Consider the following 16,381-nt stretch of genomic DNA (forward strand, 5'->3'; position numbering starts at 1 on the left):
TAATCAGGATAGTGTTGTGGCAGGCAGGCGCTAGAAGTTTTTCTCTATCCGGCGGTGGAAGCGGGAATGCCGTTTCTGTGCATGCTTATGGTAGTAATGGCCGCGAAATTCGCAGGTAAAACTAACAAAGAACAGTTGTGCGTCCAGGTTCTGGTAGGGGTAAGCGCTACCACCACTGTTGCCTGTTTCTTTATATTCTTTGTTAAAGAAGTTGTTGGGATAGTACTGTACTTTGACACCAAAACCCGGTGACATTCTGAGACCGGCAAAGAGGGAAGGCATCAGGAGGGGCGTGCGGTCACTGAACCACTCATTGAATTTTTCCTTTTTATCTCCGTTGATGAACTTTTTCTCTTTGTAGTTGAATGCCAGGTCATACGATCCGCCGGCGAAGAAATAAAAGCCTCTTCTGAGATCGCCTATTTTGAATCCGAGGGGTACACCCAGGGTATACACACGGCGTTTCAGCTTTACAGAATCGATATCATCTTTGGTAATCATCCCAATGTTTTTCAGGTTGATGCCAGTGAACATACCCACATTTCTGCCAAAATCATAGTTCCAGTTAGTTCCTATATTGAAAAAGAAGGTAAAACGCGGGATGCTGCGGACATGGTTGCCGGATTCCCGGATATCGTTAGGGAATGACAGTAGCGGACCATCGCCACCCCAGCTGGTATAGGATCTGCTTTTCCGTTTTTTAACTTGCGTAATAGTGATGTCATCTTTTGTCTTCCCGGTACTATCCGTCTTATTATCCTGGGAGAATGCGGGTAACTGCAACAAACAAAGTAGCAGTGGAATCAGGTAAAGCTTACGTTTCATAATAGTCAGTCTGTTTTGAATCGGATTGTTTATATAGGAAAGACGCATGGCATCAGGAAAAGTTTCATAAAATCAGATTTTTCTAAAAATTTCTGTGTGCAGCGACCCAATCGGTGATGTAAACTGCGATATCTTCTGTTCTGGTGCCGGGGGGAAATAGTTTACCGACGCCTATATCGTTAAGTGCGGACATATCCGTTTCCGGTATGATGCCTCCGCCGGTGAGCAGTACATCATCCATCCCTTTTTCTTTCATAAGGGCCATAATCCGTGGAAAAACTGTCATGTGTGCGCCGGAGAGGATACTTACGCCAATGGCGTCAACATCTTCCTGGAGGGCTGCGCTAACGACCATTTCGGGGGTTTGGCGCAGGCCGGTATAAATCACTTCCATACCGGCGTCTCTGAGGGCTGCCGCGATAACTTTAGCGCCGCGGTCATGTCCGTCAAGTCCCACCTTGGCCACCAGCACACGCACAGGACGTTGCAGGGGGTTGATCATAATAGTGGATTGTTAAGTTTGTAAATATAGGTTTTTTGGTTTGTCTGTGGCAGCCTGATGGCATAGACTACTATCTGAAAGGGTCTGTAGACTTTTTACTACCTTTGCCGTCCGAAATATAATAAACCTTATGAGTGAAGAAAGGACCCTCAATTTTCTGGAACAGATCATAGAAGAGGACATTGCCAACGGCGTAAATGGCGGCAGGGTGCTTACACGCTTCCCTCCTGAACCAAATGGCTACCTGCACATCGGGCATGCCAAATCCATCTGTCTTAACTTCGGCATCGCCCAGAAGTACAATGGTAAAACCAACCTCCGCTTTGACGATACCAATCCCGTTACGGAGGATACTGAATATGTGGATTCCATTAAGGCCGACATACAATGGCTGGGCTTCCAATGGGCGCAGGAACTGTATGCTTCAGATTATTTCGAGCAGATATACAACTTCGCAGTACAACTGATTAATAAAGGACTGGCTTACGTAGATGATTCTACCGCTGAAGAGATTGCGGTATCAAAAGGTACGCCTACCGAACCGGGTAAAGGTACCCCTTACCGGAACCGCAGTGTGGAAGAGAACCTCGACCTGTTTGCCCGTATGCGTGCAGGAGAGTTCAAGGACGGAGAAAAGGTATTACGTGCAAAAGGCGACCTGGCGTCTCCGAATATGCACATGCGCGATCCTATCATTTATCGTATTAAACATGCGCATCACCACCGTACGGGTGACAAGTGGTGTATCTATCCGATGTATGACTTTGCCCACGGACAGAGCGACAGCATCGAGCAGATTACCCATTCCATTTGTACACTGGAGTTTATTCCTCACCGTCCGCTGTATAACTGGTTTATTGAGCAACTGGAAATATTCCCTTCCCGTCAGTATGAGTTTGCCCGTCTGAATCTTACCTATACGGTAATGAGCAAACGTAAGCTGTTGCAGCTGGTGAATGAGAAACATGTATCTGGCTGGGATGACCCGCGTATGCCGACTATCAGTGGTCTGCGCCGTCGTGGTTATACACCTGCTAGTATCCGCGCATTCTGTGAGCGTATTGGCATTCAGAAGCGTGATAACATGATTGATGTAAGTCTGCTGGAATTTTGCATCCGCGAAGAGCTGAACAAAACAGCCAATCGTGTATTTGCAGTAATGGATCCGGTGAAGCTGGTGATCACCAACTATCCTGCAGATCAGGTAGAGGAAATGACGGCGGAAAATAACCCGGAAGATCCGAACAGTGGCACACGTATCCTGCCATTTAGCAATACACTGTACATTGAGCGGGAAGACTTTATGGAAGAGCCTCCGAAGAAATTCTTCCGTCTGGGCCCCGGGCTGGTAGTGAGACTGAAAAATGCATACATCATTAAGGGCGAAAGCTTTGAGAAAGATGCAGATGGCAATATCACAACTATTTATGCTACTTATTTCCCTGAGAGCAAGAGCGGTGGAGACTCCACAGGTTTGAACGTAAAAGGAACCATTCACTGGGTAAGTGCAGCGCATGCAGCTACGGCTGAGGTAAGACTGTACGACCGCCTGTTCAAGGTGGAAGATCCGGGCAACGAGGAAGGTGATTTTAAATCTTACATCAACCCGGATTCCCTGCAAGTTATTTCAAAGGCCTATATTGAACCTAGTCTGCTGAATGCAAAACCGGGTGAGCGCTTCCAGTTCCTGCGTAAGGGCTATTTCTCTGTTGATAGCGACAGCACCGCAGAGAAAGTAGTGTTCAACCGTACGGTAACATTGAAAGATGCGTGGGCGAAGGAAGCCAAGAAAGGATAAAAGTATTTATCTGTATAAAACGGAAAGGAGAAGGCGCTTGCTTTCTCCTTTTTCATTTGAAGTAAAGCATATATATATTTGTCTATTATTAATTTGTTACCCGAATATCTATTAAAAAGCAAGTATTTACATTGGGCCTGGTAGTAGCCGGCGTACTGAGTTTGTTTTCCTGTTCTTCCGCGCACCGATAGATACTGTTGGTCTGATGCTGTACTTTGAGGACCATATTACTGGCTGGGCTAGTGATTAAAGAGAAGATAATCACAATTACTCTGTTGATATGCAATTGGGAGCAAAATTACCTGCAAGTGCAGGCACATATGAAATGGAGCAGATGGATTTGAGCGGTGTAAATGAATCCTGGAAGGGAAAGAACGTTAAATATACAATTACAAGGCATCCATCAGCATTCAATGATACGATTGAATTATCGTTCACTGGCATACTGAAACAGGTATTACCGGCAGATAAGAATGACTCTGCGGTGATTACAGGAAAGATGCGGGCGGTATATGTATCTGTACCATAAAGCGGGTATGCATATAAAAGAGGAAAGGCCTTGTCAGGTAGACAAGGCCTTTCCTCTTTTATATGCATTAGCAGGATACTAATAATTGTCAGTCTGGGCTTTCGGAAGCGTAGGTTACGCGTTGATAGCATCCAGTCCTTTCATGATCCTGGCGATAGTTTCGTGTTTGCCGAGGGTTTCAGCGATATTGAACACCGGAGGGCCGAACTTTCCGCCACACAGCATGATACGGAATGGCAGCTGTAGTTCACCTGGTTTGATGTTACGGGAGCTGGCCAGCGTCTTGAAGCTTTCTTCGAGAGCGGTCGCTGAGAAATCGGACAGATCTTCTACGATACCGGCCCAGTCACGGAAGAACTGTGTTTTATCGTCATTCCATTTAGGCTTTACGGCAGCGACGTCAAAGTTGTCAGGTGCCTGGAAGAAGAAGAACGCGTGATCCCATATATCGTTCACGAAATCGCAGCGTTCTTTAACGAGGCCTGCGATGGTTGCTACGTATTCAATAGAGGCATTGACATCCTTTTCTTTGAGTACGGGCATGAAGAGTTCTGCCAGCCGGTTATTATCGGCATGCAGCAGGTATTGGTGGTTGAACCATTTGGCCTTTTCAAAGTCGAATTTAGCACCGGCTTTGTGTACCCTGTCGAGGGAGAAGCGGGCGATCAGTTCGTCCATCGTAAAGATTTCCTGTCCGGAGCCGTCATTCCATCCCAGCATAGCCAGCATATTGATGAAAGCTTCTGGCAGGAAGCCTTTTTCGCGGAAGCCGGTGGTCATTTCACCTGATTTAGGATCAGCCCAGTTCATGGCGTATACGGGGAATCCGAGGCGGTCGCCATCGCGTTTGCTCAGTTTACCGTTACCATCTGGTTTGAGGATAAGTGGCAGGTGAGCCCATTGAGGCATCTGTGCTTCCCAGCCCAGGTATTTCCAGAGCAGAAGGTGTACAGGAGCTGATGGCAGCCATTCTTCTCCGCGGAAGGCGTGGGTGATTTTCATCAGATAGTCGTCTACAACTACTGCGAGGTGATAGGTAGGCATACCATCTGCTTTGAGCAGTACTTTATCGTCTACAGTGCTGGTATTGAATTGTACATGTCCGCGGATCATATCGGTGAAACCGACGTCTTCGCCTTGCGGCATTTTGATACGGATAACATGTGGTGTTCCTTTCTCCAGGAGTGCAGCAGTTTCTTCAGCAGAGAGGCTGATGGAGTTACGCATCTGGGCGCGGGCAGCAGCGTTGTACTGAGGAGAAGGGTTTTGTTCCGTCTTCAGTTTAGCGCGCATTTCTTCCAGTTCTTCCGGTGTATCGAAGGCGTAATAAGCGTAACCATCTTTCACCAGTTGTTCTGCATACTGGCGATATTGAGGTTTACGTTCACTCTGGCGATAGGGGGCATAGGGGCCGCCTACATGCGGACCTTCATCCGCATTAAGTCCGCACCAGCGCAGACATTCTATAATATATTCTTCCGCGCCCGGCACATAGCGGGTCTGGTCAGTATCTTCTATTCTAAGCACAAATTCACCATTGTGCTGCTTTGCAAATAAATAATTGAACAAAACCGTGCGTACACCTCCGAGGTGCAGGCCACCTGTTGGACTGGGTGCAAAGCGGACCCTTACTTTCTGATGTTGCATGGCGCAAAGGTAAAGAAAGATTTAGCTACCTTTATTTTTCAATCGCTACATCCATGTTTTATCTTACGAAAACACCCGGGCTGCTGAAGGCGCTGTATAAAAGTTGTACCTGGAACTTTTCTCCGGCCCGTCCTACTGTATACCTCACTTTTGATGATGGCCCTCATCCGGTGGCTACACCATTTGTGCTGGAACAGCTTCGTAAATATGAGGCGAAGGCGACGTTTTTCTGTATAGGGAAAAACGTTATTGAGCATCCTGAGATCTATCAGCGTATACTGGAAGAGGGGCATCATACCGGCAATCATACGCATAATCATCTGAATGGCTGGAAGACGGGGACGGATAAGTATATCGAGAATATCCTGGAAGCGCGCAAGTATATTGATTCTCCATTGTTTCGTCCGCCGTACGGCAGAATCACCCCTTTCCAGGTGAAGCACCTGAAGAAAGTAGTTCCTAATGCACAGGTGATCATGTGGGATGTATTAAGTGCAGATTTTGATACGGAGAAGGATGGAGAAGCGTGTGTACAGAATGTAGTATTTAAGGCGAAGGCGGGGTCTATTATTGTATTTCATGACAGTACCAAGGCCTGGGACAGGCTGGAATATGCCTTACCGCGAGTACTGGAATATTTCCGCAAGCAGAAGCTGGCGATGGAGGCTATACCTTATTAAAAAACAAAAGCCCGGATTACTCGTCCGGGCTTTCTGATGAATTATTATGCTTATTTAGGCAGTTTAATGCTTTTCACTTTATCACCCAGATCGATAGATACTGAGTCATCGCAGATACCGTTACCGTAGTTTACGTTTGCGGTGAGGTTACCTACAGTTACCAGCGCTTTACCTTTGCTGAACCATGGGCATTCTATTCTTCTTTCCAGGGCATCAGCTTCACCTACTACGATGGCAGCAGCAGTTCCATTCGGGTAGAGCAGAGAATCAGTACCATAAATGCTGAAAACGTCATCTGTTACGTCAGTGAGCGTAGAGAGGCCGTCAGTCTGAGTAATAGTAGCGTTGCTTTTATAGTTGACAGTAACAGTATCCAGTTTCAGTACACCGTCGTTCATTACAGCGCTGTATTTGTAGATGCTGTTGGTGCTCAGGTTAGTGATCACTTTAGTACCCTGTACAGCAATACCGTTAACCGTATAGCTCAGCGGTTTGATAGTGATAACAGCGCCTGGGTAGTAGAAGTAGTTAGTATAAGTAACCTGGATATTACCAGCGCGTACACGACCGGTGAGGTCAGCGCAACCAGCGCCGAATTTAATCAGCATAGTTTTAGGCCACTGACCCTGCGATACGTCGTCAATTTCGGGAATTGCGCAGGATCCGAGTTTACCACCCAGTTCTGAAGCCTTGCGGCCAGCCTGGTTCATACCTTCTTTGGAACCTATTTCAAGAGCAATACCGAACAGGTCATCATATATTCCGCTAACAATTGCCTGATCGGCAGCAGCATTAATAGTAATATTATCAGCCTGGTTAGCATCCGGTTTAGCAGTTTCGGTAGCTTTGGAGCAGGCAAAGAAGAAAGTGGCCATGAGGAGCAGGACTACGACACCTGCAAGGATACGGTTAAAGCAAAAATAGCTTTTCATAGAAATAGTATAGTTTTAAATGAGGTCTTTCGCTGTACTTTTGCACAGCCCTTGCTGAAATATAAATATTATACAAATGTAATATTTTTACTAATTGAATAAAAAAATTTAATATAATAGAGATGAACTGGATTGATACACATGCCCATTTGTACGGAGAGGAGTTTGCGGCAGACAGGACGGCAGTTGTAGAGCGGGCGTTAGCGGCGGGCGTGTCACAACTATACTTGCCAAATATCGACAGTAATTCGATCGGGGGCATGCTGGAGCTGGAGGAGCAGTTTCCTGGGCATTGTTTCCCAATGATGGGGGTACATCCGTGTTATGTGAATGAGAATGTAGACCAGGAGCTGGCAATAGTAACTGACTGGTTATCTAAGCGGGCATTCAAGGCGATAGGAGAGATCGGACTGGACTTTTACTGGGACAAGACACATGTTGAGCAGCAATACAAAGCTTTCCGCAGGCAGCTGGAGCTGGCACGTGAATACAGTATACCTGTCGCTATTCACAGCAGGGAGAGTACCCGCGAGTGTATTGACGAGGTGAAGGCATTACAGGACGGCCGTTTGTCAGGCGTGTTCCATTGCTTTTCCGGCACGCTGGAGGAAGCGAAAGAGATCATTGACCTCGGCTTCTACCTGGGCATCGGGGGAGTGGTGACATTCAAGAAATCGGGATTGGATAAGATACTGGAAGACATCGACCTGCAATATGTGGTATTGGAGACAGATGCGCCATATCTGGCACCGGTATCCTATCGTGGAAAAAGGAATGAGAGCGCCTATATACCATTGATCGGCGAGAAGATTGCAGATGTAAAAAATCTAAAAATTGCGGATGTAGCTGCAATTACGACGAACAACGCGCTGAAATTATTCAAAACCCTTTAACCTTTTAGGCGGTACATTTGCAGGCAATTTGGAACAGCAGTATCAATGAGTAAAATCCTGATTATTTATACAGGGGGCACCGTTGGGATGATCTATGATGAGAAAACCAAAGCCTTGCGTCCTATCGGTTTTAATGAAATACGTAACAATCTTCCGGAGTTGTACCGCATGGGGATTGACTTTTACGTGTACGCTTTTAATCCGCCTATCGATTCTTCCGACATGCAGCCCGAGATATGGGTGGAACTGGCGTCTATTATTGAAGACCGCTACGACCGGTATGACGGATTTGTGATTTTACATGGTTCAGATACCATGTCTTTTACTGCTTCAGCATTAAGTTTCATGCTGGAGAACCTTTCAAAGCCGGTAATTCTGACCGGTTCCCAACTTCCGATCGGCAAGATCCGTACAGATGCAAAGGAGAACATCATCACTGCTATGGAGATAGCTGCTACTCGTCACAATGGGCAGGTAGTAGTGCCGGAAGTGTGTATCTATTTCGACTTTGCCCTCTTCAGAGGCAACCGTTCCAAGAAGTATAATGCTGAGAAGTTTGAAGCGTTTTACTCCATGAATTATCCACCGCTGGCAGAAGCAGGCATTGATATCAAGTATAAGACGCAGTTTATATTACCTTGTCCGGAGAAGCCGCTGAAGGTACATAAGCAGATGGACGAGAATGTGACGGTGTTGAAGATGTTCCCGGGTATCACACGCAAGGTGGTGGAAGCCATATTAGGCGTTAATGGCCTTCGCGGGGTCATTATGGAGACTTTTGGCAGTGGAAATACTAATACCCAGCCCTGGTTTATAGAGTGCCTAAAAAAGGCTATTGACAGGGGTGTAGTCATAGTAGACATAACGCAGTGTGACGGTGGTTCTGTAGAATTGGGTAAATATGAGACCAGCTCGGCGCTGCAGCAGATAGGCGTGATCAGTGGTCATGACATGACTTTTGAGGCCGCTATTACTAAGTTGATGTTCGTGTTGGGGCAGAATTTAGATGCGGCATCTACTAAAGAGATGATTGAGACGTCATTAAGAGGTGAGCTTACAGCAAACACGAATGACTGGGAGGCGATATAAATATTTATTTTGGTAATCCCGGATAAAGGGCTACCTTTGCCATCCTGAAATAAAAATTCAACCGGAGAAGTGCAGGAGTGGTTGAACTGGCACGCCTGGAAAGTGTGTAAACTCGAAAGGGTTTCAAGGGTTCGAATCCCTTCTTCTCCGCAAAACAAAAAGCCCTGATGACTTAATAGTTGTCAGGTTTTTTTCATTTTGGGGATAAAGGTTGTTACTGGTAAAACAGGATCAAGTTGAAAACTTGGGGGATTGTCATTAGGCATATAGTTTAACAAGCCTAAAAAGAAATAAGTTCACGTCCCTGACTCCTCTCATAGCGTTCCTAAATGATTTTACCTTCGCATTAAATGATTCTGCGGCCGCATTGGTGGCTCGGTTGTTAAAGAAGTTCAGGATACCCAGGTAATGATTTTGCACAGTCCTGGACAGGGTTTTGAAGGATTGTATTCCTGAAGTGTCTACATCATTGTACCATAGTGCGAGCCTTTTAAAGGCTTGTTCTTTGCTAGTGCATATTCTGAACACGTCTCCTAAGCCCAACGATAGTTGATAGGCTTTTTGGATAACAGGATATCTGGTAAATAATAGTTCTGCCCGTTGCTGCTGCTCTCTGGTCCATAATCGTGGCTGTTTGAACAGTAAGTATCTGCTTCGGGCTAGAAGCTGTTTGACAGTATCTCCATTATGCAGCACTTCTGGCTGATAGGCAATTTTCTGCTTTCTAGCTTGTTCATAGGCCTTATTCTCTTCCTCAAGGGCTTCCCATCTATATTTTATACGGGTTTCCTGTACCGCATCGAAGGCCAGTTGTTGAACATGAAAACGGTCAATTACACGGTCTGCATTAGGGAAGCACCGCTTAATAGCCAGGTTTAGGCTTGCAGACATATCGATCGTTACTTCCAATACTGTCCTGCGAAGCCGTTTGGGGATCTTGTTCAAAATATTAATCAGATAGTCCGCCTGTGTTCCTTTAATCATTGCTACAATAGAGCCCCTGCGGCCTTTTGCAGCCTTATTCGTCACTATCGTATACAGTTCTCCACTGGAAAATGCTGTTTCATCAATGCTTAAATAGGGGCCGATATTTTGCTCAAAGACCATCCAGTGTTCAGCATGGTCCTTCTGCTTCCATTGATGATAATCGCTTAAATGATTCTTGTATTGTTGTTGTAATTGTTTGCCATCCACCTGAAAAAAGTGGCCTAGTTGTACGGGACTGATGGGATAATTATCCAAATATCCCTTTTAAAAAAAGCCCGAACTCTGTTGTCATTCGTGCTCCTGCTCTTACTAGCGTCCAGTCTCTGGTTACTATTTCTCCTGTCGATTGCACCTCCCAGCGTCTGCGTTTGATGCATAGGGCAACCTTATGCCCCCTAATAGGAAAGTCCTGTACTTGTATTTCTGGTAGAAAACCTTTGGAGTGAAGTAATTGATCTTTGTATTCCTCTGGGACAATATTTTTCTCTTCCAGGAAGATATTAATTCCTTTAGAATCCTTTGTGGTATTGGTTAACTCGAAGTATTCCAAAATGCCTGCTGGAAGCATTAATTCTATTAACTGACGGTAATTCTGATCCAAAATGTCGATTTATACAGCAAAACAACAGCTTTTGATCTAATCCCCCAAGTTTTCAACTTGATCCGTAAAACAGCTAAATAAACAGACCAGTTTCGCAGAATAAAAAAGCCTCCAGATTTCACATCTAGAGGCTTTTTTTATTTGAGACAGAATTAGGCCATTTTTTTGCAACGGTTATTATGTTGCGAAATACTTAATAGAAATATACACAGTTCCTAATTTATTATTTCCTAAATATACTGTCTATGTATATTTGACAATTCTACCATCCACACACCTGGGTCTTTAAAATAGTTAATATAGGCAACACGATGACCTGGTATCAGATAGAACCAGATGCATTTCCCATCTGCTCTTTTAATAACCAAATATGGTGGATCTTTTTTCATGGAATAATCCACATCAATAAGCTTAGCCCTGGGAGCATAAGGTTTATTTGTTATAAGCATAGAATTGTAAATAATACTATCATCTAACATCACCATAATACTATCATTGAATTCCTTTTCAAAAATCAGGCGTATACTTTTTTTTAAAGTATCTGTATAGTCCATCTCCCCTGATTCTGCTTCCCTAAAAGCTTCAATAAAAGGTTTGATTTCTCTATCGCAACAACTATGTTGCTGCCCTGATAACTTGAGAAAATAAAAAAGTAAGGCAAAGATTAAAAGTACTCTCCTATTTCGTTTATTGCTCATCGATATCTATTTGATTAATAATTTGAAGTACCTGTCCTGGACTTACCTTACTTCGATCAAATTTATTGGGTACATATTCGCTTATTTTTTTCCCTTCAAGCTTAATACCAGGATAGCTCATTATGTTATGTATTATTAAATCCAAACTGGCTCCAGGAGCAATCTTTCTGTCTACTCTTATCAGGGATCCGTCGAGAGCCATGATAGGTGTTGCGATTATTTGAATATCTGTGGCCTGATTTACGTCATCTGTGTGATTTGGTCCTGCAGTATGAATTAATTCATGAAGTATATCTCGTGCTACAGTGGCTGCGTCACGAGGAGTATTAGGAGCTACGCCACTTCTGGAATCATATGGATTAACGGTGTTCGCATTAACTTTTGTATTTATAAAAGTTGTCAATCCTCCTCCAGGTGTGTTTGGATCGTCAACAAGAGCTGTTCCAAAATCTACACCCTTCCTCAGTTCATCTACAAATTCAACGCTAATGGAAGCAGAATAGGTAGTATTACCGTCTCTTACATCTTTGAACACACCTGGAAACTGTTTAATTATTTCATTACGCAATCCTTCTAAATCCTTAAAAACTTCAGACTCGTTCTTAAGTTTCAACTTTACCTGAAAATCCACGTTAGTAATACCAGATTTAGGATCATAAGTCTTTGACTTGTACCATTCCAATCCATCAAGATCAATTCCATCTAATGGCCTGTTACTGGCGAACTGATAAGGTGTTAACTCTGGAAATTTAGTGGTAAGAGGATCTACAGAAAGAAAACGTAAGATATCCCTGCTTGAAATGTTTGTTTGACTGAGGACGATTGAATCTCTGCTATAAAGTCGCACTTCTCCCTTTTCAACATCAATTACCATTCTGGAGGTACTATCGGTGGCATCCTTATTTTCAATTACATAACCCGGAGCGGTAGATATATACTTATTCCGAGGTACATATCCAAAATCATTGTACGGGTTAAGTACCTGTCCTTTCGCTATGGCAATTGAGGTATTATATAATATCAGGAATGATAGCAATTTATTCATAAGTTATTATTTCTTTACTATTTTTTGTTTGTCATTTTCGTGTACCCATTCTTCATACTCTTTTTGAGATGGCTCTTTATACCCTAACTCCCCTAACTTTTGCTCAATATCCGCCATTTGCTTTTTAAAGGTTGCTTCTGATTCAGGCTGTTGCAGTTTTCGTGCTTTTAATAATTTTATACGATAATGCTCAAATTTCACCAGATACAGGTGTATGCCATTCGGATAATAGTGCAGACCGGTGTTGATTATCCTTTCGTCAAATTCAACTGCGCCAAATTGCATTTGATAATTCGCAGCCAGATCTTTTAATATAAGCGATAAGGATTGCTTTTGAGATAGCGCATTCATATATATTCCCGAACTAATCTGCTCTACAGTTACGCCTGTTTGTTGTATGATCCAGGCATCCCTCGCAAAACTACCACTTGTCATTTCAAGATTTACCCAATTACCTTTTTCATCTTTGTGCTTTATGAAACAATGAAAAGGAGCCAGAGCAAGAGACGCAGCTCCTCCACATTCCTCCACTAATAGTTTATAAAGAAAAGGAAGTGAGTTACAATTTCCTTTTCTTGTTTTTAGCAACTTTGAAACAAAACCTACTTTGGGATCATTACTGGATATGAAATGCTGAAAATCATAAGCATATGGATGATAATCATTTGAAGCAACGGAATCGACCATATAGGTAAATACAGCCCAATTAGCAGCAGTTCGGTAACCTTCAAGATTTCTCTCTTTAATCAGGGTGCGCAATTTTGTAGCAATAGTAACAATTTCATTATTAAACTGATTATAATTCAGTGTATTATTCAAATAGGCATTTTCCATCAGGAATATCGCCCGTTTAAACTGTAGGGTCGATTTTCCTTCAAGCATCTGATTAATTTCATTGAAAGCCTTTATATATAGGATTCTATGCTGTTCATTTGACTGGCCTAAGAGAGGGATTGAAAAAAAACATACATACAAAATAGAAAAGAATAAAATTTTAAATTGACTACTATTACGAACAAACCATCTCCAACAAATCTTTGACAACTTTAATCAGATTTAAGGACTCAAAAATAAGCTTTTTAAGACATGGAAGGAATTTAAATATCAATCATAAATTATCACTATTGCCCATTAAAACAGAGCGTAAATAATTTCTCCTGTAGCTCCATTACGCAATGCTGTTCCTGGTAATTTACGTATACCTGCATTATTCTCTTCCAGCTTTTGTCGAATACTGACAATTGAGTTGGTGTTTAAAAATCCTTTCTGCCTGATAAAACTGAATCCATATCAAGCTGCTTCCCGATAGCGAAGCACCTCCTTCGTTGCCGGATCAATTAAGGATGTATCACCAGATAATGCCTGATAAAGTTTATCCTGAGTGGTAATAACATTTTCAATCTCTGAACTGGCAATTGCTTCTTTTAATATAACTGCATTGAGCAAAATATTGGGGTTGGGTAAAATATTGACCAATCCTTTTAATTCAGCCAAAGCCACTGACGAATTAACCAATTGCCTTAATATAGGCAGAGTTTCTATCATCGCTTTTTTGTGAAGGCAATGGAATAAAATCATTATATGGTTTATCAAGTTTCATACATAGAAATTATACATGAGGCATTTGTCATGTAAAGTTTAATCACTTTTTATACATGACAAGTATTAAATAAAGAAAATTACGTTTTAATAATTCATTATCAATAATATAAAAATATTATCAGATGTAGATATAGCGTAGCCAGTCGCTGATTCTTGGAAGGTGTTTGGTAACACTGATGTTTCGATATCAAACCAAGTATAGCCCTAAGATGTAAATGAAATTTGATCGTTATCTGGCTTTCAACAGATTTTTAATTTCATTTCACCAATAAAGTTGTGAATTGCAGATAAATCTTCCATAAACTGGTTCGAAAGTTGTTCCCTCCAGCCCGCAGGCAAAAATTTAAAGAAAGGGTTGCTCGGAATCGAGCAACCCTTTCTATTTGATTGTCAATGTACCAAAGTCAAGGCCGCTGTTAATTTGAGGTGCTCTAAACATATATCCTGAATAGGTCTTTTTGCTCATCATAATTTTTCAGCAGAGTATCTTAACTTTGATTGATAATGACCCAAGCCGCTACAATTCCATCCTCAGATAACGGTTCAGTTTCCATCCTCCGTTACCGCACCGGTCAGCCTGCTGCCCGTGCACGCATTGTACTACAGCAGAATCTTTTTACGTTTCTCCTCAGTGGCGAGAAAACGGTTCACTTTGCAGGGGAATGGGTGTCCGTACTGCCTAACCAATTCGTGATGCTCACAGCCGGGAACTGCCTGATGACTGAAAAAGTTGTTTCGCCTGAAGCTGACTATCACAGCATTCTGTTGTTTTTCGATAGCAGTTTCCTGAATGATTTTTTTAATCGGCATATACATTTATTCTCGAGGCAGCCTGACCCTGTTAGCGCCCGTCCATACCTTTTACTGAAAAAAGATGCCTTCCTCGAAACATTTGTACGTTCCCTTGACAGTATGCTGGTAGGGGATGAACCGGTATTTAACGATCTGCAAAGACTTAAACTGGAAGAGTTGCTACTTTATCTAGCCGCTAAGTTCCCGGACAAGTTACAGGAAATCAGGAATACCAGCATTCAAGCTAATGATGAACTACTGGTGCGGCAGGTGGTAAGCTCACATCTAAATAGCCGGGTCACTGTTGAGGAGTTAGCGTTTTTGTGTAACATGAGCCTATCTACTTTTAAACGTCGGTTTGCGGTTATCTACGGTAAAAGCCCTAATAAATGGTTGCTTGAAAAGCGGCTCGAACAGGCTGTTAAAATGCTCATACAAAGCGATAGAAAAGCCAGTGAAATATATTATGAGTTAGGCTATGAAAACCTGTCAAGCTTTATTCAATCCTTTAAACGACAGTACGGGTTGACGCCCAAGCAATATCAACTTTCCCGATTGGACGTTTAGCCATACTTTTTGGACGAGCACCCTTCCTTCCTATCCTGCTACCCGGCTTACCTTTGAGCTATGAAATAGCAAAAGGACAAATCATGAAATCATATTTTTTAAAGCTTGCACAGTACAATCTTTGGGCAAATAGTAAAATATTTGCATGGTTAGATCAGATTGACGACACACAATGGGAAACAAAGATTACCAGCAGTTTCAGCAGCATCCGGGAGACCGCTACCCACATTGCCAGCGCTGAAAAGATCTGGGTTGATTTTTGGACGAAGGCAATGAAGCCGGTTTATCTGTCAGCACAATTCAGCGGGTCCAAAACGGAACTGATTTATATATGGCAACAGGCATCAAACGATCTTAAAAGTTTTATAGAAAATTATCAGGAAAGCGAGTTAGAGCGACCGGTGTCTTTCATATATCCAAATGGCACGGAAGGGCAAATGAAGTTCTGGCAGACTTTTTCTCATATCATCAACCACTCAACTTATCATCGCGGACAATTAGTTACTTTGCTACGGTCGTCAGGTTTTACTGGTCTATCATCACTCGACTTAGCTACATATTACCTCACTTGTGGCAATTTAGAAGAAGTATAATGATTTCTTCCATAAAGAACAGAGCTTGGTTAATAATTAGCCAGGCTTTTTTATTTCAGCGGTTCCAGCCCTCTTATACCGTTCCAACATTCGGCAGCTTCAATACATTTTGCATAAATAGCCCACTCCTTCCTCGCGGCCTTGTTGCCTGCCATTTTGCAGTTCTAAGGTATTCACCTTATCTCTGCAAGTGTAAAAGGACTTCAGGTCGATAGAGTTAAAGGCATTTTTGTTTATTATCAGTGAGTGGTGGACTAAACATCCAGATAGCAAAATGCCTTAGTAAACTAAGAGTCTGCTCATCTTTAATGCGATGAAAGCGGAACTTAAGATTTAAGCGAATGTGTTCTTTCATTAATTGCAGGTACTTAGCAATTCCTTGGGTGTAACCATCTCATTGGTAATCTATTCTTGTTTCAGCTCATCTTTCAAAGTAACGAACATGAAGCCTAAGTAGTTGAACTGTTCCTATAGAACTACCAATTCTCCAATGCGTATTTTACCCCTTCTGGCAGTCTTGCATTATTAGCAAAGCTGGAAAAGGCATCCAATCACTACATATGCTGTAAGTTTTGATTGGCAACATCACATTAACTATTTA

17 protein-coding genes and 1 tRNA gene are annotated in these 16,381 nt (G+C 42.7%); 8 read left to right on the forward strand and 10 right to left on the reverse strand.

Features of this window, described 5'->3' with window-relative positions:
• Window positions 1-30 precede the first annotated feature (30 nt).
• Window positions 31-825, reverse strand: a complete 795-nt coding sequence (locus K1Y79_RS15110; RefSeq protein ID WP_220251009.1) for a hypothetical protein — start codon at window positions 823-825, stop codon at window positions 31-33.
• Between the two features lie 82 nt (window positions 826-907).
• Window positions 908-1,327 carry a cobalamin B12-binding domain-containing protein gene (locus tag K1Y79_RS15115; protein ID WP_220251010.1) on the reverse strand — a complete coding sequence of 140 codons (420 nt, stop codon included), beginning with the start codon at window positions 1,325-1,327 and terminating at the stop codon, window positions 908-910.
• Between the two features lie 130 nt (window positions 1,328-1,457).
• On the opposite strand from K1Y79_RS15115, the gene K1Y79_RS15120 reads away from it, so the two are divergent.
• Window positions 1,458-3,125 (forward strand): glutamine--tRNA ligase/YqeY domain fusion protein, encoded by a 1,668-nt coding sequence (locus K1Y79_RS15120; RefSeq protein ID WP_220251011.1) that lies wholly within the window; start codon window positions 1,458-1,460, stop codon window positions 3,123-3,125.
• A gap of 280 nt (window positions 3,126-3,405) precedes the next feature.
• Window positions 3,406-3,654, forward strand: coding sequence for a hypothetical protein (locus K1Y79_RS15125; protein ID WP_220251012.1), 249 nt, complete (start codon window positions 3,406-3,408; stop codon window positions 3,652-3,654).
• Window positions 3,655-3,768: 114 nt separating this feature from the next.
• Here K1Y79_RS15125 and gltX read toward each other — a convergent pair whose 3' ends face one another.
• The gene (gene gltX, locus K1Y79_RS15130) at window positions 3,769-5,301 is read right to left on the reverse strand and encodes a glutamate--tRNA ligase (protein ID WP_220251013.1); all 1,533 of its coding nucleotides are present in this window, start codon (window positions 5,299-5,301) and stop codon (window positions 3,769-3,771) included.
• A gap of 53 nt (window positions 5,302-5,354) precedes the next feature.
• On the opposite strand from gltX, the gene K1Y79_RS15135 reads away from it, so the two are divergent.
• The gene (locus tag K1Y79_RS15135) at window positions 5,355-5,981 is read left to right on the forward strand and encodes a polysaccharide deacetylase family protein (protein WP_220251014.1); all 627 of its coding nucleotides are present in this window, start codon (window positions 5,355-5,357) and stop codon (window positions 5,979-5,981) included.
• Window positions 5,982-6,031: 50 nt separating this feature from the next.
• Here the strand turns inward: K1Y79_RS15135 and K1Y79_RS15140 are convergent, their stop codons facing one another.
• On the reverse strand, window positions 6,032-6,913 hold the full coding sequence (locus K1Y79_RS15140; protein WP_220251015.1) for a hypothetical protein: 882 nt from the start codon (window positions 6,911-6,913) through the stop codon (window positions 6,032-6,034).
• A gap of 122 nt (window positions 6,914-7,035) precedes the next feature.
• Between K1Y79_RS15140 and K1Y79_RS15145 the strand changes: the two genes are divergently transcribed.
• The 3 genes from K1Y79_RS15145 to K1Y79_RS15155 all read left to right on the forward strand — a co-directional run bounded on the left by K1Y79_RS15145 (window position 7,036) and on the right by K1Y79_RS15155 (window position 9,045).
• Window positions 7,036-7,806, forward strand: a complete 771-nt coding sequence (locus tag K1Y79_RS15145; RefSeq protein WP_220251016.1) for a TatD family hydrolase — start codon at window positions 7,036-7,038, stop codon at window positions 7,804-7,806.
• Between the two features lie 45 nt (window positions 7,807-7,851).
• The gene (locus K1Y79_RS15150) at window positions 7,852-8,895 is read left to right on the forward strand and encodes an asparaginase (RefSeq protein WP_220251017.1); all 1,044 of its coding nucleotides are present in this window, start codon (window positions 7,852-7,854) and stop codon (window positions 8,893-8,895) included.
• A gap of 63 nt (window positions 8,896-8,958) precedes the next feature.
• Window positions 8,959-9,045 (forward strand) — tRNA-Ser (locus K1Y79_RS15155).
• 108 nt (window positions 9,046-9,153) lie between these two features.
• Here K1Y79_RS15155 and K1Y79_RS15160 read toward each other — a convergent pair.
• From K1Y79_RS15160 to K1Y79_RS15185, 6 genes are all read right to left on the reverse strand, one after another.
• Window positions 9,154-10,137, reverse strand: a complete 984-nt coding sequence (locus tag K1Y79_RS15160) for an ISAon1 family transposase (protein ID WP_236059649.1) — start codon at window positions 10,135-10,137, stop codon at window positions 9,154-9,156.
• The gene (locus K1Y79_RS15165; protein WP_236059462.1) at window positions 10,130-10,483 is read right to left on the reverse strand and encodes an ISAon1 family transposase N-terminal region protein; all 354 of its coding nucleotides are present in this window, start codon (window positions 10,481-10,483) and stop codon (window positions 10,130-10,132) included. The genes K1Y79_RS15160 and K1Y79_RS15165 overlap by 8 nt, the downstream gene beginning before the upstream one ends.
• Before the next feature lie 230 nt (window positions 10,484-10,713).
• Window positions 10,714-11,181, reverse strand: a complete 468-nt coding sequence (locus tag K1Y79_RS15170) for a hypothetical protein (protein WP_220251018.1) — start codon at window positions 11,179-11,181, stop codon at window positions 10,714-10,716.
• On the reverse strand, window positions 11,171-12,226 hold the full coding sequence (locus K1Y79_RS15175) for a hypothetical protein (RefSeq protein WP_220251019.1): 1,056 nt from the start codon (window positions 12,224-12,226) through the stop codon (window positions 11,171-11,173). The genes K1Y79_RS15170 and K1Y79_RS15175 overlap by 11 nt, the downstream gene beginning before the upstream one ends.
• A gap of 6 nt (window positions 12,227-12,232) precedes the next feature.
• Window positions 12,233-13,108 (reverse strand): hypothetical protein, encoded by an 876-nt coding sequence (locus tag K1Y79_RS15180; RefSeq protein ID WP_220251020.1) that lies wholly within the window; start codon window positions 13,106-13,108, stop codon window positions 12,233-12,235.
• 408 nt (window positions 13,109-13,516) lie between these two features.
• The gene (locus K1Y79_RS15185) at window positions 13,517-13,804 is read right to left on the reverse strand and encodes a Fic/DOC family N-terminal domain-containing protein (protein ID WP_220251021.1); all 288 of its coding nucleotides are present in this window, start codon (window positions 13,802-13,804) and stop codon (window positions 13,517-13,519) included.
• Between the two features lie 528 nt (window positions 13,805-14,332).
• Here K1Y79_RS15185 and K1Y79_RS15190 point away from each other — a divergent pair.
• Window positions 14,333-15,187, forward strand: coding sequence for a helix-turn-helix domain-containing protein (locus K1Y79_RS15190; RefSeq protein ID WP_220251022.1), 855 nt, complete (start codon window positions 14,333-14,335; stop codon window positions 15,185-15,187).
• An 83-nt stretch (window positions 15,188-15,270) separates the two neighbouring features.
• Window positions 15,271-15,780, forward strand: coding sequence for a DinB family protein (locus K1Y79_RS15195; RefSeq protein ID WP_220251023.1), 510 nt, complete (start codon window positions 15,271-15,273; stop codon window positions 15,778-15,780).
• The last annotated feature ends 601 nt before the right edge of the window (window positions 15,781-16,381 follow it).

The sequence above is a fragment of the Chitinophaga rhizophila genome (genome assembly GCF_019492185.1).
Lineage (GTDB): Bacteria > Bacteroidota > Bacteroidia > Chitinophagales > Chitinophagaceae > Chitinophaga > Chitinophaga rhizophila.